This is a genomic window from Enterobacter sp. Res13-Sevr-PEC09-46 (genome assembly GCF_015672585.1).
Lineage (GTDB): Bacteria > Pseudomonadota > Gammaproteobacteria > Enterobacterales > Enterobacteriaceae > Enterobacter > Enterobacter hormaechei_C.
Window position 1 is genome coordinate 69,674 of record NZ_JADABR010000004.1, and the last position, 20,922, is coordinate 90,595.

20 protein-coding genes are annotated in these 20,922 nt (G+C 55.4%); 10 read left to right on the forward strand and 10 right to left on the reverse strand.

Features of this window, described 5'->3' with window-relative positions:
* Positions 1–3: 3 nt before the first annotated feature.
* The 3 genes from recF to dnaA are packed head-to-tail and all read right to left on the reverse strand — an operon-like array spanning position 4 to position 3,576.
* Positions 4–1,077, reverse strand: coding sequence for a DNA replication/repair protein RecF (gene recF, locus IMQ56_RS01065; RefSeq protein WP_000060091.1), 1,074 nt, complete (start codon positions 1,075–1,077; stop codon positions 4–6).
* Positions 1,077–2,177: a DNA polymerase III subunit beta gene (gene dnaN, locus IMQ56_RS01070; protein ID WP_015570134.1), complete on the reverse strand. Its 1,101-nt coding sequence runs from the start codon at positions 2,175–2,177 to the stop codon at positions 1,077–1,079. Before dnaN ends, recF begins: the two co-directional genes overlap by 1 nt.
* Before the next feature lie 4 nt (positions 2,178–2,181).
* Positions 2,182–3,576 carry a chromosomal replication initiator protein DnaA gene (gene dnaA, locus IMQ56_RS01075; protein WP_017383700.1) on the reverse strand — a complete coding sequence of 465 codons (1,395 nt, stop codon included), beginning with the start codon at positions 3,574–3,576 and terminating at the stop codon, positions 2,182–2,184.
* 638 nt (positions 3,577–4,214) lie between these two features.
* Between dnaA and rpmH the strand changes: the two genes are divergently transcribed.
* From rpmH to IMQ56_RS01120, 9 genes are all read left to right on the forward strand, one after another.
* Positions 4,215–4,355 carry a 50S ribosomal protein L34 gene (rpmH, locus tag IMQ56_RS01080; protein ID WP_000831330.1) on the forward strand — a complete coding sequence of 47 codons (141 nt, stop codon included), beginning with the start codon at positions 4,215–4,217 and terminating at the stop codon, positions 4,353–4,355.
* A 16-nt stretch (positions 4,356–4,371) separates the two neighbouring features.
* Positions 4,372–4,731 (forward strand): ribonuclease P protein component, encoded by a 360-nt coding sequence (rnpA, locus tag IMQ56_RS01085; RefSeq protein ID WP_006808764.1) that lies wholly within the window; start codon positions 4,372–4,374, stop codon positions 4,729–4,731.
* A complete protein-coding gene (yidD, locus tag IMQ56_RS01090) occupies positions 4,695–4,952 on the forward strand; it encodes a membrane protein insertion efficiency factor YidD (protein ID WP_001307474.1) in 258 nt (85 codons plus the stop codon). The genes rnpA and yidD overlap by 37 nt, the downstream gene beginning before the upstream one ends.
* 2 nt (positions 4,953–4,954) lie before the next feature.
* Positions 4,955–6,598, forward strand: a complete 1,644-nt coding sequence (gene yidC, locus IMQ56_RS01095; RefSeq protein WP_003861138.1) for a membrane protein insertase YidC — start codon at positions 4,955–4,957, stop codon at positions 6,596–6,598.
* Positions 6,599–6,670: 72 nt separating this feature from the next.
* Entirely contained in the window at positions 6,671–8,035 is a 1,365-nt protein-coding gene (gene mnmE / locus IMQ56_RS01100; RefSeq protein WP_015570136.1) for a tRNA uridine-5-carboxymethylaminomethyl(34) synthesis GTPase MnmE, read from the forward strand.
* 111 nt (positions 8,036–8,146) lie between these two features.
* The gene (locus IMQ56_RS01105) at positions 8,147–9,322 is read left to right on the forward strand and encodes an MFS transporter (RefSeq protein ID WP_023302811.1); all 1,176 of its coding nucleotides are present in this window, start codon (positions 8,147–8,149) and stop codon (positions 9,320–9,322) included.
* Complete coding sequence (yidZ, locus tag IMQ56_RS01110; protein WP_048246633.1) at positions 9,291–10,262, forward strand: HTH-type transcriptional regulator YidZ; 972 nt, start codon at positions 9,291–9,293, stop codon at positions 10,260–10,262. Before IMQ56_RS01105 ends, yidZ begins: the two co-directional genes overlap by 32 nt.
* Positions 10,263–10,384: 122 nt before the next feature.
* Positions 10,385–11,131, forward strand: a complete 747-nt coding sequence (locus IMQ56_RS01115; RefSeq protein ID WP_017694032.1) for a 4'-phosphopantetheinyl transferase — start codon at positions 10,385–10,387, stop codon at positions 11,129–11,131.
* A gap of 36 nt (positions 11,132–11,167) precedes the next feature.
* Positions 11,168–11,734, forward strand: coding sequence for an NADPH-dependent FMN reductase (locus IMQ56_RS01120; RefSeq protein WP_003861147.1), 567 nt, complete (start codon positions 11,168–11,170; stop codon positions 11,732–11,734).
* A gap of 88 nt (positions 11,735–11,822) precedes the next feature.
* Here IMQ56_RS01120 and adeP read toward each other — a convergent pair whose 3' ends face one another.
* Positions 11,823–13,160, reverse strand: a complete 1,338-nt coding sequence (gene adeP, locus IMQ56_RS01125) for an adenine permease AdeP (protein WP_017383704.1) — start codon at positions 13,158–13,160, stop codon at positions 11,823–11,825.
* A 165-nt stretch (positions 13,161–13,325) separates the two neighbouring features.
* Between adeP and yieH the strand changes: the two genes are divergently transcribed.
* A complete protein-coding gene (yieH, locus tag IMQ56_RS01130; RefSeq protein ID WP_017383705.1) occupies positions 13,326–13,991 on the forward strand; it encodes a 6-phosphogluconate phosphatase in 666 nt (221 codons plus the stop codon).
* Between the two features lie 44 nt (positions 13,992–14,035).
* Here the strand turns inward: yieH and phoU are convergent, their stop codons facing one another.
* The 6 genes from phoU to glmS form a co-directional block, all read right to left on the reverse strand.
* Positions 14,036–14,761, reverse strand: coding sequence for a phosphate signaling complex protein PhoU (gene phoU / locus IMQ56_RS01135; protein ID WP_003861153.1), 726 nt, complete (start codon positions 14,759–14,761; stop codon positions 14,036–14,038).
* A gap of 26 nt (positions 14,762–14,787) precedes the next feature.
* Entirely contained in the window at positions 14,788–15,561 is a 774-nt protein-coding gene (gene pstB / locus IMQ56_RS01140; RefSeq protein ID WP_003861154.1) for a phosphate ABC transporter ATP-binding protein PstB, read from the reverse strand.
* 47 nt (positions 15,562–15,608) lie between these two features.
* On the reverse strand, positions 15,609–16,499 hold the full coding sequence (gene pstA, locus IMQ56_RS01145; protein ID WP_003861156.1) for a phosphate ABC transporter permease PstA: 891 nt from the start codon (positions 16,497–16,499) through the stop codon (positions 15,609–15,611).
* Positions 16,499–17,458, reverse strand: a complete 960-nt coding sequence (gene pstC / locus IMQ56_RS01150) for a phosphate ABC transporter permease PstC (protein ID WP_015570141.1) — start codon at positions 17,456–17,458, stop codon at positions 16,499–16,501. Before pstC ends, pstA begins: the two co-directional genes overlap by 1 nt.
* 128 nt (positions 17,459–17,586) lie before the next feature.
* Positions 17,587–18,627, reverse strand: a complete 1,041-nt coding sequence (pstS, locus tag IMQ56_RS01155; protein ID WP_017383706.1) for a phosphate ABC transporter substrate-binding protein PstS — start codon at positions 18,625–18,627, stop codon at positions 17,587–17,589.
* A 277-nt stretch (positions 18,628–18,904) separates the two neighbouring features.
* Positions 18,905–20,734 (reverse strand): glutamine--fructose-6-phosphate transaminase (isomerizing), encoded by a 1,830-nt coding sequence (glmS, locus tag IMQ56_RS01160; protein ID WP_196063561.1) that lies wholly within the window; start codon positions 20,732–20,734, stop codon positions 18,905–18,907.
* Positions 20,735–20,922: the final 188 nt, after the last annotated feature.

The window sequence follows — 20,922 nt, forward strand, 5'->3', positions numbered from 1 at the left end:
GGGTTAATCCGTTATTTTACCCTTTTCCACGGTAAACATCTTCGAATTTTCGTCCGACATGTCTATAACGTGTTCAGCGCTAATGGCGCTGACGAAAACCTGCGACTGCGTGGCTTTTAAGCGGCTGGCAAGCAGCCCGCGCCGCGCGTCGTCAAGTTCCGAGGCAAAATCATCTATCAGGTACAGGCAGCGTCGCCCGCTCTCTCGAGTGAGGAACTCCCCCTGCGCCAGGCGCAGCGCGCACATCAGGAGCTTCAGCTGCCCGCGCGACAGCGTGTCTTCCACCGGCGCACCGTCGGCACGAATGCGGAAATCCGCCTTGTGCGGGCCGTGCGCGGTGTAGGTCAACATGCGATCGCGCTCGAAGCTTCTCTCTAACACCTCGGCATAATCCGTCTCTTTTTCCCAGCCACGCTGGAAAGAGAAGGTGAGAGAGAACTCGGGTAAAAACTGTTTGCAGGTGTCGGCCATGTCTTCGGCGATACCTGCGCTGTATTCGGCACGCCAGCGGCTGATTTGTTCCGCAAGAGGGATGAGTTCCATGTCCCACGGACGCAGCTGAGCGTAGCGCGTGACCTGGCGCAATGCGGCGTTACGCTGTTTAAGCAGACGCTTGAGGTTGCTCCAGGCGTTAAAGAAACCGGCTTCATTGTGAAAGCATCCCCAATCGAGGAACGCTCTTCTGTATTTGGGGCCGCCGTTGAGTAAAGTAAACCCCTCGGGCGTAATCAGCTGCATCGGCATCAGCAGCGCCAGCTCCGCCACCTTGTGGCCATCGGTGCCGTCAATGCGCACCTTGCTGTCGCCCTGCTTGTCTTTGGTCAGGCCGATGGCGGTTTCCCGCTCTGCGCCCTGCAAACGCCCGTGCAGAACAAAAGATTCCTGCTCGTGGCGAATCACGCGACCAATCTGCAAACTGCGAAACGCCCGGCCGTGGCCGAGCGTATAGATGGCTTCCAGCACGCTGGTTTTGCCGCTGCCGTTCGCGCCAACCAGGAAGTTAAAGCCAGGGGATAAAGCGAGATCCGCGCTTTCGATATTGCGAAAGTCGCGGATCAACAGACGGGTGAGCGACATTACAGTCTCATTGGCATGACAACATAAGCAGCCGACTGTGATGCGGCATCTTCAATCTGTACGCTCGAAACGGAGTCAGTCAGCAGGATGCGAACGTTCTCGCATTTCAGTGCATTCAGCACATCCAGCACATAGCTGACGTTGAAGCCGATTTCCATCTCAGCCCCGGCGTAGGTGACGTCCAGAATCTCTTCTGCCTCTTCCTGCTCCGGGTTGTTGGCGGTGATTTTGATCTGGTTTTCACTCACGTAAAGACGTACGCCGCGGAATTTCTCGTTGGAGAGAATAGCGGCACGCGCGAACGCCTGCTTGAGGATGTCGCAACCCGCCTCCAGCGTTTTATCCGGGTTCTTCGGCAATACGCGGCGATAATCCGGGAAACGACCGTCTACCAGCTTCGATGTGAAGACAAAATCGCCCACGTGGGCACGAATATTGTTGCTGCCAATCTGCACGCGCAGCGGCGTTTCACCGCCGTCGAGCATACGCATCAGTTCAATTACGCCTTTACGCGGTACGATCACCGAATGGTTTGGCAGTGAATCGCCAATCGGCATGGAACAAACCGCCAGACGGTGACCGTCGGTCGCCACGGTACGCAGCTCTTCACCTTCGGTTTCGAACAGCATGCCGTTTAAGTAGTAACGAACGTCCTGATGCGCCATGGAGAACTGCGTGGCTTCAATCAGACGCTTCATCGTCGCCTGCGGCAGGGTAAATTCAACTTCGCTCTGCCAGTCATCCAGGTTCGGGAAGTCCGCAGCGGGCAGCGTGGAGAGGGAGAAACGGCTGCGGCCAGAGCGCACCAGCATGCGGTCGCCCTCCAGCTGCACGGCGATTTCAGCGCCTTCCGGCAGCCCACGGCAAATATCAAAGAATTTACGTGCCGGAACCGTGGTCGCGCCCGCGTCGTGCGGCTGAGTCAGCGTAACGCGCGCGATCATTTCCATTTCCAGATCTGTGCCGGTCAGCGACAGCGTACCGTCCGCGACCTGAAGCAGCAGGTTTCCAAGAATAGGCAGCGTAGGGCGGCCGCCTAATGGGCCACTCACCTGTTGCAGCGGTTTTAATAAATGTTCACGTTCAACGGTAAATTTCATAGCGTCACGATGATAATGTTCTGATTAAATTGGAAAAATCTTCTTTTATGTCGTGGCTTTCTTCGCGTAACTGCTCGATCTTGCGACAGGCGTGCAGCACGGTCGTATGGTCACGGCCACCAAACGCATCCCCGATTTCCGGCAGACTGTGGTTGGTTAACTCCTTTGCCAGCGCCATCGCCATCTGACGCGGACGCGCCACCGAGCGGGAACGACGTTTAGACAGTAAATCTGCCACTTTGATCTTGTAGTACTCAGCCACCGTCTTCTGAATATTGTCGATAGTGACCAGTTTTTCCTGCAAAGCCAATAAATCGCGCAGCGCTTCACGCACAAAATCGATGGTGATCGCCCGACCGGTGAAGTTGGCGTTGGCGATAACGCGGTTCAGCGCCCCTTCCAGCTCACGCACGTTGGAACGCAGGCGCTTGGCAATGAAGAACGCCACTTCACCCGGCAGGCGAATGTCGTTCTCGTCGGCTTTTTTCATCAGGATCGCGACGCGGGTTTCCAGCTCCGGCGGCTCGATCGCCACGGTCAGGCCCCAGCCGAAGCGGGATTTGAGACGATCTTCAACGCCGTTGATCTCTTTTGGATAACGATCCGAGGTCAGAATGATCTGCTGATTGCCTTCCAGCAGGGCGTTAAAGGTATGGAAAAACTCTTCCTGCGATCGTTCTTTATTGGCAAAGAACTGAATGTCATCGATCAGCAGCGCATCAACGGAACGGTAGTAGCGTTTAAACTCTTCGATCGCATTGTTTTGCAGGGCTTTTACCATGTCCTGAACGAAGCGTTCGGAGTGCATATACACTACTTTGGCATTGGGCTTACGCGCCATAATGCCGTTGCCCACCGCATGCAGCAGGTGCGTTTTACCGAGACCCGTGCCGCCATACAGGAACAGCGGGTTGTAAGCGCCACCGGGGTTATCGGCAACCTGACGAGCCGCCGCGCGTGCCAGCTGGTTCGACTTACCTTCAACGAAGTTATCGAACGTGTGTTTCACGTTAACGTTAGAGCGGTAGGTAGGCTCAGCGGGGGCCGGAACGTTATCCCAGCCCTGACGAACCGGTGCAACGCGAGGCGCTGGAGCGGGCGCCGCCTGTGCAGGGGCTGCCACATTGACAACTTCACGAACGGTTTGGGTGACCGGCTTTGTGCCCACTTCAAAACGCAGCTGTGGGGCATCTGACCCGCAGAAATCGTTCAGCAGTCCATTAATGTTATTAAGGTATTTATCCCTTACCCAATCGAGCACGAAACGGTTTGGCGCATACAAAGCCAGCGTGTTATCGCTCAGTTCCGCCTGCAACGGGCGGATCCACATACTGAATTCTGTGGCTGGTAACTCATCCTGCAATCGGGCAAGACACTGCTGCCAAAGCGAAAGTGACACGGCGGACTCCACTCGAACAATAAAAGAAAACTATTGAATATTCATGATTGTTGGCGCACATCGACATGACCCCATCAGGGTGATGTGCGAACCGCTATCTGCGGTTATACACGCTATCGTTGATACAACCTGAACGATGTTGTGTTTATGCCCGACCAGGATCGCTGGATCCCGATCGGGACCGCGGATCATAGCCTAAACTGAGCCAGAGATCTTCTGTTTCTCACAGATTCTTCCCGATTTATCCACAGGAAGATCCAGAATCGGGTAAGTGTAAACGATCCTGACGCGAGTGCCTCGCGATTTAGGCCGCATATTGGAAAATTTAATGAGCACAGACAATTTTTGGCTTAAATGATCTAACGAAGATCCGGGACGATCCTTGCGCTTTATCGTTGAGCCCGTATAATCCTCGACCCGGCGCGTGATGCTCATCTTCCTGCGTCGTCCGCTGCTCATTTTCCACGCGAAAACGTGCGGAAATACACAGGGATTTAAGGAAAGAGAATTGACTCCGGAGTGTACAATTATTACAATCCGGCCTCTTTAATCACCCACGGCTTCGGCGTCCGTCATTCGAAACTCGGTCGGGCATCCGCAAAAGTCATGAATTTTTTCAAGTTTAGGTAGAAATCGCCATGAAACGCACTTTTCAACCGTCTGTACTGAAGCGCAACCGTTCTCACGGCTTCCGTGCTCGTATGGCTACTAAAAATGGTCGTCAGGTTCTGGCACGTCGTCGTGCTAAAGGCCGCGCTCGTCTGACCGTTTCCAAGTAATAAAGCTAACCCCTGAGTGGTTAAGCTCGCATTTCCCAGGGAGTTACGTTTGTTAACTCCCACTCATTTCACTTTCGTCTTCCAGCAGCCATTACGGGCTGGCACGCCGCAAATCACCATCCTCGGCCGCCAAAATTCGCTGGGGCATCCCCGCATCGGTCTCACAGTCGCCAAGAAAAACGTTAAGCGTGCGCATGAACGCAACCGGATTAAACGTCTGACGCGTGAAAGCTTCCGTTTACGTCAGCACGAACTGCCTTCAATGGATTTCGTGGTGGTGGCTAAAAAAGGGGTTGCCGACCTCGATAACCGTGCTCTCTCGGAAGCGTTGGAAAAATTATGGCGCCGCCACTGTCGCCTGGCTCGCGGGTCCTGATAGCCCTCATTCGGGTCTATCAACGCCTGATTAGTCCGCTACTCGGGCCACACTGCCGTTTCACGCCAACATGCTCAAGCTACGGAATTGAGGCATTGCGCAGGTTTGGAGTGATAAAAGGCAGTTGGTTGACGGTGAAACGCGTATTAAAATGCCACCCTTTACACCCAGGTGGAGACGACCCCGTCCCTCCAGGACCTTTTGATACCAGAGAACACTAACGATGGATTCGCAACGCAATCTTCTTATCATCGCTTTGTTGTTCGTGTCTTTCATGATCTGGCAGGCATGGGAGCAGGATAAAAATCCTCAACCCCAGCAGCAGACCACGCAGACCACGACCACCGCAGCGGGTAGCGCCGCCGACCAGGGCGTACCGGCCAGTGGCCAGGGGAAACAGATTACGGTTAAGACCGATGTGCTTGAGCTGACTATCAACACCCGTGGTGGTGATGTTGAGCAGGCGCTGCTGTTGACCTACCCGAAAGAGCTGAAGTCTACCGAACCGTTCCAGTTACTGGAAACCACGCCTGAATTTATCTACCAGGCGCAGAGCGGCCTGACCGGTCGTGATGGCCCGGATAACCCGGCTAACGGTGCGCGTCCACTGTATAACGTCGAGAATGACACGTTTGTGCTGGCTGATGGTCAGAACGAACTGGTTATCCCGATGACCTACACCGACGCGGCAGGCAACACCTTCACCAAAACCTTCACCCTGAAACGCGGTGAGTATGCGGTGAACGTGGGCTACAGCGTACAGAACGCCGGTGCGAAACCACTGGAAATCTCTACCTTTGGTCAGCTGAAGCAGTCCATCAATCTGCCGTCTCACCGTGATACCGGAAGCAGCAACTTTGCGCTGCATACCTTCCGTGGCGCGGCTTACTCCACGCCAGATACCAAGTACGAGAAATACAAATTCGACACCATTGCCGATAACGAAAACCTGAACGTCAGCTCTAAAGGCGGTTGGGTCGCAATGCTGCAACAGTATTTCGCGACGGCGTGGGTACCGAATAACGACGGTACGAACAACTTCTACACCGCGAACCTCGGCAACGGTATTGCAGCCATCGGCTACAAATCTCAGCCAGTTCTGGTGCAGCCGGGTCAAACCGGTAAACTGGCAAGCACCCTGTGGGTCGGCCCGGAAATCCAGGACAAAATGGCTGCCGTTGCGCCGCACCTGGATCTGACCGTCGATTACGGTTGGTTGTGGTTCATCTCTCAGCCGCTGTTTAAGCTGCTGAAGTTCATCCACAGCTTCCTGGGTAACTGGGGCTTCTCCATCATCGTTATCACCTTTATCGTTCGTGGCATCATGTACCCGCTGACTAAAGCGCAGTACACCTCCATGGCGAAGATGCGTATGCTACAGCCGAAGATTCAGGCTATGCGTGAGCGTCTGGGCGATGACAAACAGCGTCAGAGCCAGGAGATGATGGCCCTGTATAAAGCAGAGAAAGTAAACCCACTGGGTGGTTGCTTCCCGCTGCTGATTCAGATGCCAATCTTCCTTGCGCTGTACTACATGCTGATGGGTTCCGTTGAGCTGCGCCACGCGCCGTTCGCTCTGTGGATCCATGACCTGTCCGCACAGGACCCGTACTACATCCTGCCGATCCTGATGGGCGTGACGATGTTCTTCATTCAGAAGATGTCTCCGACCACCGTGACCGACCCGATGCAGCAGAAGATCATGACCTTTATGCCGGTCATCTTCACCGTGTTCTTCCTGTGGTTCCCGTCAGGTCTGGTGCTGTACTATATCGTCAGCAACCTGGTGACCATCATCCAGCAGCAGCTGATTTACCGTGGTCTGGAAAAACGTGGCCTGCATAGCCGCGAAAAGAAAAAGTCCTGATTCGGTAACTTAACGCTAAAATAAGGGCGGTCGATTGACCGCCTTTTTTATTTGTATTGAACGAGAGCAACCATGAGCCATAACGACACTATCGTCGCCCAGGCAACCCCACCGGGACGCGGTGGTGTAGGCATTCTGCGCATCTCCGGCCTGAAGGCGCGTGAGGTGGCCGAAGCGGTGCTGGGTAAACTGCCAAAGCCGCGCTACGCTGATTATCTGCCGTTTAAGGATGCCGACGGCACACCGCTGGACCAGGGCATCGCGCTGTGGTTCCCCGGCCCAAACTCCTTTACCGGCGAAGACGTGCTGGAGCTTCAGGGTCACGGCGGCCCGGTGATCCTCGACCTGCTGTTAAAGCGTATTCTGACCCTGCCAGGCCTGCGCATTGCAAAGCCGGGTGAGTTCTCCGAGCGTGCCTTCCTGAACGATAAGCTCGACCTGGCGCAGGCCGAGGCGATTGCCGACCTAATCGACGCCAGTTCCGAACAGGCAGCCCGCTCCGCGCTGAACTCGTTGCAGGGGGCATTTTCCGCACGCGTGAATCACCTTGTGGAAGCACTTACTCACCTGCGAATCTATGTCGAAGCGGCTATCGACTTCCCGGACGAGGAGATCGACTTCCTCTCAGACGGTAAAATTGAAGCTCAGCTCAACCAGGTGATGAACGATCTCGATGCCGTTCGCGCCGAAGCGCGCCAGGGCAGCCTGCTGCGTGAAGGAATGAAGGTGGTGATTGCTGGTCGCCCCAATGCCGGAAAATCGAGCCTGCTGAACGCCCTGGCGGGCCGTGAAGCGGCGATCGTGACCGACATAGCCGGCACCACCCGCGATGTCCTGCGCGAGCATATCCATATCGACGGCATGCCGCTGCACATCATCGACACCGCTGGCCTGCGCGATGCGAGCGATGAAGTCGAGCGTATCGGTATCGAACGCGCCTGGCAGGAGATCGAGCAGGCCGACCGCGTGCTGTTTATGGTGGACGGCACGACAACCGACGCCGTTGACCCGGCTGAAATCTGGCCAGACTTTATCGCCCGTCTCCCGGCTAAACTGCCGATCACCGTGGTGCGCAACAAGGCCGACGTTACCGGCGAAACGCTGGGCATCAGCGATGTGAATGGTCACTCACTTATTCGCCTGTCGGCCCGTACCGGTGAAGGCGTGGAAGCCCTGCGTAGCCATCTCAAACAGAGCATGGGCTTCGACACCAGTATGGAGGGCGGCTTCCTGGCACGTCGTCGTCACTTGCAGGCGCTGGAAGAGGCGGCTCGCCACCTTGAGCAGGGTAAAGCCCAGCTGATCGGCGCGTGGGCCGGTGAACTGCTGGCGGAAGAGCTGCGTCTGGCGCAGCAGAACCTGAGCGAGATCACCGGGGAGTTTACGTCGGACGATCTGCTGGGACGGATTTTCTCGAGCTTCTGCATTGGTAAGTAATTCCCGTTAATACAGGGTGATTTCCTCCAGGGAAATCACCATTGTCCAAATGGCAACTCGCTTAATCCCTCCACGCCCCCTATCCTGCTTGCCTGCATCTATGGGGGATTTATGGCTCGTTTTCTGTTCTGTAGTTTTGCGCTGGTTCTGCTGTATCCGTCCGGCATTGATATGTATCTGGTAGGGCTACCGCATATTGCCCGCGATCTGGGCGCCAGCGAGGCGCAGCTGCACATCGCGTTTTCGGCCTACCTCGCGGGAATGGCGTCGTCGATGGTATTTGCCGGGAAAATCGCGGATAAAGCAGGCCGTCAGCCCGTCGCCATTACGGGTGCAGTTATCTTTGCGCTGGCATCAGTACTGTCTTCAGTAGCTCAGGAAAGCACAATGTTCCTGTCAGGCCGTTTTATCCAGGGCATTGGCGCGGGTGGCTGTTACGTGGTGGCGTTTGCTATTCTTCGCGATACCTTAAGCGCCCAGCGCCGCGCTAAAGTGCTGTCGATGCTGAACGGCATTACCTGCATCATCCCGGTGCTGGCACCGGTTGTAGGCTACCTGATTATGCTTAAATTTCCGTGGCAGAGTCTTTTCTGGACCATGGCCGCAATGGGCGCCATCGTCTTTATCCTGTCCGTGACGGTGCTGAAAGAGACCCATCCCGGTTCGCAACAGCCATATCACACCGCAACCCTCCATCCGGCTGAAAAGCTGATGAATCGCTTTTTCCTGAGTCGGCTGGCAATCACCACGCTTAGCGTGGCGGTGATCCTCACCTATGTAAACGTTTCCCCGGTGTTACTGATGGAGACGATGGGCTTCGATCGCGGTGAGTATTCGACGGTGATGGCGCTAACCGCGATGGTGAGCATGGCGGTTTCATTCTCCACGCCCTTTGCGCTCAACATCTTCCGCCAGCGCACGCTGATGCTCACCTCACAGACGCTGTTCCTCGCCGCAGGCGTGATCCTGGCGACCGCCACCTCACACGCTGTAATGCTGGTGGGCATTACTCTGATCTGCGCCGGATTCTCCGTCGGCTTTGGTGTAGCGATGAGTCAGGCACTTGGCCCGTTTTCATTGCGGGCAGGCGTGGCAAGCTCGGTGCTGGGCATTGCGCAGGTCTGCGGTTCGTCACTGTGGATTTGGCTGGCGGCGGTGATCGGCCTTAACGCGCTGAATATGCTGATCGGGGTTCTGATTGGCTGTAGCATACTCTGCATTACCTTACTTATGGTCATCCAGCCCGCGGCGCACTATGAAGAAGCCCATCAGCAGTCTCGATCTTAATCTTTTACTTTGCCTGCAACTTTTGTTGCAGGAGCGCAGCGTCACCAAAGCCGCGAAGCGGATGAACGTGACGCCGTCCGCGGTGAGTAAATCGCTGGCGAAGCTGCGCGACTGGTTCGACGATCCGCTGTTTGTGAAAACGCCTTTAGGGCTATTGCCCACACCGCTGACGGTGAGTCTGGAACAGGATTTGGCCGACTGGATGCAGATTGGCAACCAGATCCTCGATAAATTCCACCATAGCTCTCCAGGCGGGCTTAAGTTTGTGCTCGCCGCCGAAACACCGCTGATGCTGATCCGCTTTAATGCCCTGCTGGAGCAGGTGAATGAACGCTACCCACAGGCGACGGTGAAGCTGCGCCAATGGGATTACGATTCGCTGGACGCCATTACGCGCGGAGAAGTGGATCTAGGCTTCACCGGGCGTGAAACGCACCCTCGCTCGCGCGAACTGCTAAAGCTGATGCCGTGGTTTATCGACTACGAAATCCTGTTCAGTGACCGTCCGTGCGTGTATTTGCGCGAGGATCATCCCGCGCTCCAGGAAGCATGGGATCTGGAGACGTTTCTGCGCTACCCGCATATCAGCATCTTCTGGGAACGCAGCGACACCTGGGCGCTCGACGAGGTGCTAAGAGAGATGGGTCGGGAGCGTAACATCGCCATGAGTTTGCCCGGTTTTGAACAGTCGATGTTTATGGCGGCCCAGCCGGATCACAACTACATTGCCACTGCGCCGCACTACTGCCATCACTACAATCAACTCCACCAGCGTAATCTGGTCTGTCTGCCCATTCCCATCGATGAGGCGCAGGCAGAAAAGCTCACCGTCCCCTTCACGCTGATCTGGCATAAACGGAACAGCCATAATCCGAAAATCCTCTGGCTGCGCGAGACGATCAAAGCGCTGTATACCGCACCAGGTCAGGTTTTTGCCTAAGATAATGTAAAGTTCGGTGCTCAGGCTTCTCTTATTTCCATTTACTGATTAAAACAGAAGCTGAGTTAAGCGATAATCATGTAACCGTTTAACCGACTACGACCATTATCAAGGAGCGAAAAATGGCTACGCACTTTGCACGAGGAACATTAACGGAAGGGCATCTCGTATCGGCCAGACTTTCTTCAGCCTGTCACAGTGAGGCGCTCAAACTACCTGAACACCGCAGGACGCGGTTTTTAGCTTCCCGAGCGCTCCTCGCAGAACTGCTTTTTATGCTCTACGGCACCAGCGAATTACCGGACATACTCACCCAGCCAGAAGGTCGCCCGGTTTTTGCGGACCCGGCACTCCCCCATTTTTCCATTGCGTACACCGGCAACATTGTTGGCGTCGCGCTGACGACGGAAGGTGATTGCGGCCTGGATATGGAGCTACAACGCGTCACGCGCAGCTTCCATGGTGCTAACGCGCTCGATGAATACCCGCTCTCCAGCAATGAAAAGCTGTGGATACGTAACCAGAACGACCCCGTTGAAGCCAGAGCGCAGCTCATCACCCTTCGCCAGAGCATCCGCAAACTGAGCGGCGCGGCGTCAGACGACGCCAGCCTGTTGCAGCTGCTCCCCGGCTCCGGACGCCTGCGCGCGACAAAAGCCTCGCTGGTAGAGGCACTCTGCGACGCTGAGGACGTACTGATCTGGTCCGTTGCGGTGACCCCCGCCATCGAACGGCTGAAAATCTGGGAGTTTGACAGCACTCGCGGTTGGCGTAGTCTTCCGGATGTACCTGAGCGCGCCAACGAGCCCGCCGCGCGCCTGATGCGATTAACCAGTTTACCGGCAGAAAAAGCATACACCCATAGCTGATCCGTCCAGGATCATCATGATGAAACAGGAGTAATCATGTCTGATACGTTGAAAGTTGTTACGTTACTGGGAAGCCTGCGCAAAGGTTCTTTTAACGGGATGGTTGCCCGTACGCTGCCGCAGCTGGCGCCTGCGGGAATGGAGATCAGTGCCCTGCCGTCCATTGGCGACATCCCGCTTTATGATGCTGACGTTCAGCAGGAAGAAGGGTTCCCGCAGAGTGTGGAAGCGATAGCCGAGCAAATCCGTCAGGCTGACGGCGTGGTGATTGTGACGCCTGAGTATAACTACTCGGTGCCGGGTGGTCTGAAGAACGCCATTGACTGGCTGTCCCGTTTACCGGAGCAGCCGCTGTCTGGTAAACCTGTGCTGATCCAGACCAGCTCAATGGGCGCCATCGGCGGCGCGCGCTGCCAGTATCACCTGCGTCAGATCCTGGTGTTCCTGGATGCGATGGTGATGAACAAGCCGGAATTTATGGGCGGCGTGATTCAGAACAAGGTCGACCCGCAGACGGGTGAAGTGGTGGATCAGAGTACGCGTGACCATCTCTCTGGCCAGCTGACCGCGTTTGGGGATTATATTAAGCGGGTGAAGGCCTGATAAAAAAGCCCGGTGGCGCTAGCGCTTACCGGGCCTACATTCGTCAGTAGGTCAGGTAAGCGAAGCGCCACCTGACACCACCAGCATCTTAGTGTGCATCAATAAACACAATCTTCAGCACAAACAGCAGCGCCACAATAATCACGCACGGGCTAAGTTCGCGGAAGCGGCCGGTACCGATCTTCATCACGCAGTAAGAGATAAAGCCCAGCGCGATACCTTCGGTGATCGAGAAGCTGAACGGCATCATCACCGCGGTAATAAATGCCGGAACGGCTTCCGTCAGATCTTCCCACTTCACGCGCGCCAGGCTTGAGGTCATCAGCACGCCGACGTAGATCAGCGCGCCGGCTGCCGCGTATGGTGGCACCATCCCCGCCAGCGGAGAGAGGAAGATCACCAGCAGGAACAGCAGACCCACAACTACCGCCGTCAGGCCGGTACGACCGCCCACGGACACACCGGAAGAGGATTCAATGTAAGCGGTAACAGACGAGGTACCGATGAAAGAGCCAGCAACGGAAGAGATGCTATCCACATACAGCGCCTGCTTCATGCGCGGGAATTTGCCTTTTTCATCTGCCAGACCCGCTTTGTCGGTCACGCCAATCAGCGTACCGGAGGAGTCAAACAGGTTGACCAGCATGAAGGAGAAAATCACCCCGGCCAGTCCCAGGTTCAGCGAGCCCGCCAGATCAACGTGGCCAATCACGGTAGAGACGCTCGGTGGCGCAGAGACGATACCGTTGTAATGCACGTCACCCAGCATCCAGCCCAGCAGCGTGGTCACAATGATAGAGACCAGCACCGCAGCATGGATATTGCGCGATGCCAGGATCGCGATGATAAAGAAGCCCAGCACGCCCAGCAGCACGCTGTGAGAGGTCAGGTTACCAATGCTCACCAGCGTTTCCGGGTTCGCCACGATAACGCCAGCGTTTTTCAGCCCCATCATGCCGATGAACAGACCGATACCGCTGGTGATGCCCACGCGCAGGCTCACGGGAATGTTCGCAATCATCCAGTAGCGCACGCGGAAGATGGTCAGCAGCAGCAGGCCGACCGCGCCCCAGAAAATAGCGCCCATCCCAACCTGCCACGGCAGGCCCATCGCCTGAACCACCACGAACGCAAAGAACGCATTCAGACCCATTGCCGGGGCCAGCGCCACGGGCAGATTAGCGAAAACGCCCATCAGGATGCTGCCAAGGGCCGCGATCAGACAGGTGGTTACAAAGACGGCGCTGGTGTCCATGCCAGCCACGCCCAGAATTTGCGGGTTAACGAAAACGATATAGACCATCGTCAGGAAGGTAGTAAAACCGGCGATCACTTCGGTGCGTGCCGTTGTGCCGTGCTCGCGCAGTTTGAACACGCGCTCAAGCAGCCCCTGACCAGATGTCTGGGTAGTGTGTTGTTGACTCATCATCAATTTCCGAACAAGGAGGGAAAATTCGTCGCTATCCTATACCAAAATGCGACAATAGTGGCGGTTACGGGATACTTTTTTCATTGATTTTGCTTATACGGCAACGATTGCGTCCCGGTGAACTGCCGTACGAAAACGTTAAACTTGTTAAAAGGGAAAGGCATGTCCGGAATTGAAGCGGTATTTTTCGACTGTGACGGTACGCTGGTCGACAGTGAGGTCATTTGTTCCCGCGCGTATGTCGCCATGTTCCAGGAATTTGGTATTACGCTCGATCTCGAAGAGGTGTTTAAACGCTTTAAGGGCGTGAAGCTGTACGAGATCATCGACATCATTAACGAAGAGCACGGGGTGGATCTGGTGAAAGCGGATCTGGAACCGGTGTACCGCGCCGAGGTCGCACGCCTCTTCGACGCCGAGCTGGAAGTTATCGCCGGCGCTAACGCGCTGCTGGATGCGATGACGGTGCCGATCTGCGTAGTCTCTAACGGCCCGGTCAGCAAAATGCAGCACTCGCTCGGCAAGCTGGAGATGTTGCACCACTTCCCGGAAAAACTGTTCAGCGGCTACGATATCCAGCGCTGGAAGCCCGATCCGGCGCTGATGTTCCACGCGGCGAAGGCGATGAACGTCAACGTGGAGAACTGCATTCTGGTGGATGACTCATCTGCCGGCGCGCAGTCAGGGATTGATGCGGGGATGGAGGTGTTTTACTTCTGCGCCGATCCGCACAACAAGCCGATCGACCATCCAAAAGTGACAACCTTTACCGATCTGGCGCAACTGCCAGCGTTGTGGAAGGCGCGCGGGTGGGATATTACGCGTTGAATTAACGTAGGGCGGGTAAGCGTTAGCGCCACCCGCCACACATATCACTCTTTCGGATCTTTACCCGCCAGCAGCTTGTCCAGCTCGTCGCCGCCCACGTGTCGGAAATCCTGCCCCTTCACGAAATAGAAAATGTATTCACAAATGTTCTGGCAACGGTCACCGATACGCTCGATGGAGCGCGCGCAGAACAGCGCGGTCAGTACGCTTGGAATGGTACGTGAATCTTCCATCATGTAGGTCATCAGCTGACGCACAATGCCTTCGTATTCCTGGTCAACTTTCTTGTCTTCACGGTAGATACGGACCGCTTCGTCCAGATCCATGCGCGCGAAAGCGTCCAGCACGTCGTGCAGCATCTGCACGGTGTGGCGACCGAGAGACTCCAGGCTCACCAGCAGCGGCTGGTGCTGCTGGGAGAATTTCTCCAGCGCGGTACGGCAGATTTTATCCGCCACGTCACCGATACGCTCCAGCTCGGCGATGGTTTTGATGATCGCCATCACCAGACGCAGGTCGCTCGCCGTCGGCTGACGCTTCGCAATGATGCGCACGCAGGCTTCGTCGATGGCGACTTCCATCATATTGACGTTGTGGTCGCCTTCAATAACGCGCTTAGCCAGCTCGCTGTCCTGGTTGTGCATCGCCGTGATCGCGTCAGAAAGCTGCTGCTCGACCATGCCGCCCATGGTCATCACCTGGGTGCGAATGCTTTCCAGTTCTGCGTTAAACTGGCCGGAAATGTGTTTATTAAGATTGAGGTTGTCCATGGTTTCTCCACATGCACTAAGGCAAATCAACCGTAGCGGCCAGTAATATAATCTTCGGTTTGTTTCTTCGCCGGACGAGTGAACAGCGCGTCCGTATCGCTGAACTCAATCAACTCGCCCAGATACATAAACGCCGTGTGGTCAGAACAACGTGCAGCCTGCTGCATGTTGTGGGTCACGATCACCACGGTGTAATCCTGCTTCAGCTCGGTGATCAGCTCTTCGATACGTCCGGTCGAGATCGGGTCCAGGGCTGAGCACGGCTCATCCAGCAGCAAGACTTCCGGGCGAATGGCGATACCGCGCGCAATGCACAGACGCTGCTGCTGACCACCGGAGAGAGAGTACCCACTCTGGTGAAGTTTATCTTTGGTTTCGTTCCATAATGCGGCCTTGGTCAATGCCCACTGCACGCGCTCGTCCATATCCGCACGGGAGAGCTTCTCAAACAGACGCACACCAAAGGCGATGTTGTCATAGATCGACATCGGGAACGGCGTGGGTTTCTGGAATACCATCCCCACTTTCGCACGCAGCAGGGCGATATCCTGGGTATTGGTCAGGATGTTGTCACCGTCCAGCAGAATTTCACCTTCTGCGCGCTGCTCCGGATAGAGCGAATACATTTTGTTAAAGGTGCGCAGCAGCGTGGATTTGCCACAGCCGGACGGACCGATGAATGCCGTTACCTGGTTCTTTGCGATATCCAGGTTGATATTCTTCAGGGCATGGAATTTGCCGTAGTAGAAGTTCAAATCACGAACCTGAATCTTACCCGGGGCAGTATCAACCATACTCATTGACTCATTTCCTCATTCGGCGCCGCGATGTGCCGCGCCGTAAAAATTTAACCGTGTTTCTTCTTCGCGAAAATGACGCGCGCCAGAATGTTCAGCAACAGTACGCAAAGGGTGATGATCAGCACCCCGGCCCAGGCCAGCTGCTGCCATTCCGCGAATGGGCTCATCGCAAATTTAAAGATCGTCACCGGCAGGTTGGCGATCGGCTGCATCATGTCCGTGCTCCAGAACTGATTGGAGAGGGCGGTAAACAGCAGCGGTGCGGTTTCACCGGCGATACGGGCGATAGCCAGCAGGATACCGGTCATGATCCCCGAGACGGACGCTTTCAGGGTGATCGCCGAAATCATCTTCCATTTAGGCGTACCCAGCGCGTAAGCCGCTTCACGCAGGCTGTCCGGCACCAGTTTCAGCATGTTTTCAGTGGTACGAATAACGATAGGCACCTGCAACAGCGCCAGCGCAATCACACCCGCCCAGCCGGAGAAGTGTTCCATTTGCGCCACCACGATGGTGTAAACAAACAGACCCACGACAATCGACGGGGCAGAAAGCAGAATGTCGTTAATGAAGCGGATGACTTCAGCGATCCAGGACTTGCGGCCATATTCCGCCAGATAGATACCCGCCATGATGCCCAACGGCGTACCGAAAACGGTCGCCCACAGGATCAGCAGGCCGCTGCCCGCCAGGGCGTTTGCCAGACCACCACCCGCCGTGTTCGGCGGCGGCGTCATCTCGGTGAACAGCGCCAGGGACATTCCATCAATACCCCGGGTGATGGTGGACATCAGGATCCAGATCAGCCAGAACAGGCCGAACGCCATCGTCGCCATGGAAAGCGTCAACGCAATGCGGTTTTTAATCCGGCGCTTTGACTGCATTTTGCGACGGGATTCCGCAAGCTGAGCGGTGTTTTGCATGTCGAGAGTCGCCATTAGCGTGCCCCCTCGTTTTTAGCCAGACGCATAATCATCAGCTTGGAGATAGCCAGCACAATAAAGGTGATAACAAACAGGATCAGACCCAGTTCCATCAGCGCGGCGACGTGCAGCCCGGATTCCGCTTCGGCAAATTCGTTCGCCAGCGCAGAGGTAATACTGTTCCCCGGCATATAAAGCGAGGCGCTGTCGAGCTGGTAGGTGTTGCCGATGATAAAGGTGACCGCCATGGTTTCACCCAGCGCGCGGCCTAAGCCCAGCATAATGCCGCCAATCACCCCGTTTTTGGTGAACGGAAGGACGATGCGCCAGATAACTTCCCAGGTGGTGCAGCCGATGCCGTAGGCGGACTCTTTCATCATCACCGGGGTTTGTTCGAAGACATCGCGCATGACCGCCGCAATGTACGGAATAATCATGATGGCGAGGATCACACCTGCCGCCAGAATGCCGATACCGAATGCCGGGCCGGAGAACAGCGCCCCCACAAACGGAATGGCTGAGAGAACGTTACCGACCGGCTCCTGGAAGTACGTCGCAAACAGCGGCGCGAAGATAAACAGGCCCCACATGCCGTAAACGATACTTGGGATGGCCGCCAGCAGTTCAATGGCGATACCCAGCGGACGTCGCAGCCAGCCTGGCGCCAGTTCCGTCAGGAACAGGGCAATACCAAAGCTTACCGGAACCGCAATCAGCAGGGCGATAAAAGAGGTCACCAGCGTGCCGTAAATCGGCACCAGCGCACCGTAAATATCGTTCGGCGCATCCCACTCTTTGGTCCACAGGAAGGCGAAACCAAATTTTTGAATGCTCGGCCAGGAGGAGAAAATCAGGGACACGATAATGCCGCCCAGCAGCAATAGCACAATCAGCGCAGCCAGTTTCACCAGCGCGCTGAAAATCATGTCACCTTTTTTACCCGGAGGGTTAAATGCAGGCTTGGTTGCAGCCATAAATTACTCTTCTGTTTGAGACGTTTTTACGAATATGCCCGGTGGCGCTGACGCTTACCGGGCCTACAGAGTAAACCGTAGGGCGGGATCGCTGCGCGCCACCCGCCATCTTCGTTAAATATATCCTGTTAGTACAGTGCTTTACCGCTGCTGTCTTTCACGTTGGTTTTCCATGCAGCACGGATCTGCTCAACCACGCTGTCTGGCAGGCTGGCGTAATCCAGATCGTTAGCCTGTTTGCCGCCATTTTTGTATGCCCAGTCGAAGAACTTCAGCACTTCAGCACCCTGCTCAGGCTTCTTCTGCTCTTTGTGGACCAGAATGAAGGTGGTAGACGTGATAGGCCATGCATCGTCGCCTTTCTGGTTGGTCAGGTCCTGCGCGAAGGATTTGCTCCAGTCAGCGCCTTTCGCGGCGTTGGCGAAGTTCTCTTCGGTCGGGCTAACCGGTTTGCCGTCGGCAGAAACCAGTTTGGTGTAAGCCAGGTTGTTCTGCTTAGCGTAGGCATACTCTACGTAGCCGATAGAGCCAGGCAGACGCTGTACGAAGGCTGCGATACCGTCGTTGCCTTTACCGCCCAGACCGGTTGGCCAGTTAACGGTAGAGCCGGAACCGACTTTAGATTTCCACTCTTCGTTCACTTTCGCCAGGTAGCTGGTGAACACGAAAGAGGTACCAGAGCCGTCAGCACGACGAACCACCGCGATATTCTGCGAAGGCAGCTTAACGCCCGGGTTCAGCTTAGTGATGGCTTCGTCATCCCATTTTTTGATTTTACCCAGGTAGATGTCACCCAGGGTTTTGCCGTCCAGCACCAGCTCGCCTGATTTCAGGCCAGGGATGTTAACAGCCAGCACAACGCCGCCGATCACGGTCGGGAACTGGAACAGGCCTTCCTGATTCAGTTTCTCATCAGACAGCGGAGCGTCGGATGCGCCGAAATCAACGGTATTCGCGGTAATTTGTTTTACGCCACCGGAGGAGCCGATACCCTGATAGTTGACCTTGTTACCGGTCTCTTTCTGGTAGGTATCCGCCCATTTGGCATACACCGGCGCAGGGAAGGTTGCACCAGCGCCAGTCAGGCTTGCTGCTGCAAAGGCAGAGAAAGCGCTCATTGATAAGGTCGCGGCGACAACAGTTGCGACAGTGGTACGCATAACTTTCATAATGTCTCCTGCAAGGATTTCGTAAATCATTGTTTAAGTGGCTACGATGAGCAAAATAGGACAAACAGGTGACAGATAAATGTACGAAATATGACAGTTTTATGACAAAGAAAGTTTCACTTAAAGAAAACCAAAAAGATCTTTAATTCTCATCCACTTAAATGGGAACGTGACGGCAGGATTTCAGTAATATTTTCTTTATGTGACACTGAAAAAATAGCTGAAAATGACAGGTTGTCATAAAAAAAACTCCACCCGAAGGTGGAGTCTGAAGGAGTTATTCTACGGTAACAGACTTCGCCAGATTTCGCGGCTGGTCAACGTCGGTGCCTTTGATCAGCGCGACGTGATAAGCCAGCAGTTGCAGCGGAACGGTATAGAAGATCGGCGCAATCACCTCTTCCACATGCGGCATCTCAATGATGTGCATGTTATCGCTGCTGGCGAAACCGGCATCTTTATCCGCAAAGACGTACAGAACACCACCACGGGCGCGCACTTCTTCGATGTTAGATTTCAGTTTTTCCAGCAGTTCGTTGTTCGGTGCCACCACAATAACCGGCATATCCGCGTCGATCAGCGCCAGCGGGCCATGTTTCAGTTCACCTGCCGCGTAAGCTTCAGCATGAATGTAAGAGATCTCTTTCAGTTTCAGTGCGCCTTCCAGCGCAATCGGATACTGATCGCCACGCCCCAGGAACAGGGAGTGATGTTTGTCAGAGAAATCTTCCGCCAGCGCCTCAATGCGTTTGTCCTGAGACAGCATCTGCTCGATACGGCTCGGCAGCGCCTGAAGGCCATGCACAATGTCGTGTTCAACGGAGGCATCCAGACCTTTCAGACGCGCCAGTTTCGCCACCAGCATCAGCAGAACGGTTAACTGAGTGGTAAACGCCTTGGTGGAAGCCACGCCAATTTCAGTACCGGCTTTGGTCATCAGCGCCAGATCGGATTCACGTACCAGCGAAGAGCCCGGCACGTTACAGATGGCCAGCGAGCCCAGGTAACCCAACTCTTTAGACAGACGCAGCGCCGCCAGGGTATCAGCCGTTTCGCCAGACTGAGAAAGGGTGATCATCAGGCTGTTACGACGCACCGCAGATTTGCGGTAGCGGAACTCAGACGCGATTTCCACATCACACGGCACGCCCGCCAGGGATTCAAACCAGTAGCGCGAGACCATACCGGAGTTATAAGAGGTACCGCAGGCCACGATCTGAATGTGCTCGACTTTGCCCAGTAGTTCGTTGGCATTGGCGCCCAGCTCACTTAGATCCACTTCGCCGTGGCTGATGCGCCCGGTCAGGGTGTTTTTAATGGCGTTTGGCTGTTCGTAGATCTCTTTCTGCATGTAGTGACAGTAAGCACCTTTGTCGCCCGCGTCGTATTGCAGGTTTGATTCGATCTCCTGACGCTTAACCTGCTCGCCTTTCGTGTCGAATACGGTCACGCTGCGACGTGTCACCTCGGCAATGTCTCCCTCTTCCAGGAAGATAAAGCGACGGGTAACCGGCAGCAGCGCCAGCTGGTCGGAAGCGATAAAGTTTTCACCCATGCCCAGACCAATCACCATCGGACTACCGGAACGCGCGGCCAGCAGCGTGGACGGGTCGCGGGAATCCATGATCACCGTACCGTAAGCACCACGCAGCTGAGGGATAGCGCGCAGCACCGCATCACGCAGTGTACCGCCCTTTGCCAGCTCCCAGTGCACCAGGTGAGCAATCACTTCGGTGTCGGTTTCAGAGACGAAGGTATAGCCGCGCGCTTTCAGTTCTTCACGCAGCGGTTCGTGGTTTTCGATAATGCCGTTATGCACCACCACAATGTGTTCAGACACATGCGGGTGTGCGTTGCCTTCAGATGGCTCACCGTGGGTCGCCCAGCGGGTATGTGCAATACCGGTGCCACCGTGCAGCGGATGTTCTTCCGCAGCCTGGGCCAGCATCTGCACTTTACCGAGACGACGCAGACGGGTCATATGACCTTCTGCATCGACCACAGCCAGACCGGCTGAGTCGTAACCACGGTATTCCAGACGACGTAAACCTTCGAGAAGGATTTCAGCAATATCACGCTGCGCAACTGCGCCAACAATTCCACACATAGTTAGATTTCCTGATTATGGCGTTATGCCATGCGTTGTCGCTGACCTGTATTTGCCCTTTCCGGGCGCCCCGAGCCTTGTAGAGAGTGGGGTTATTTTTATGGGTACTGCTTGTGGGGGGAGATATATATTTATCTCCTCTCCCGGGTTTGCCTGATGTCGGCTACGCCTTATCAGGCCTACTCAAT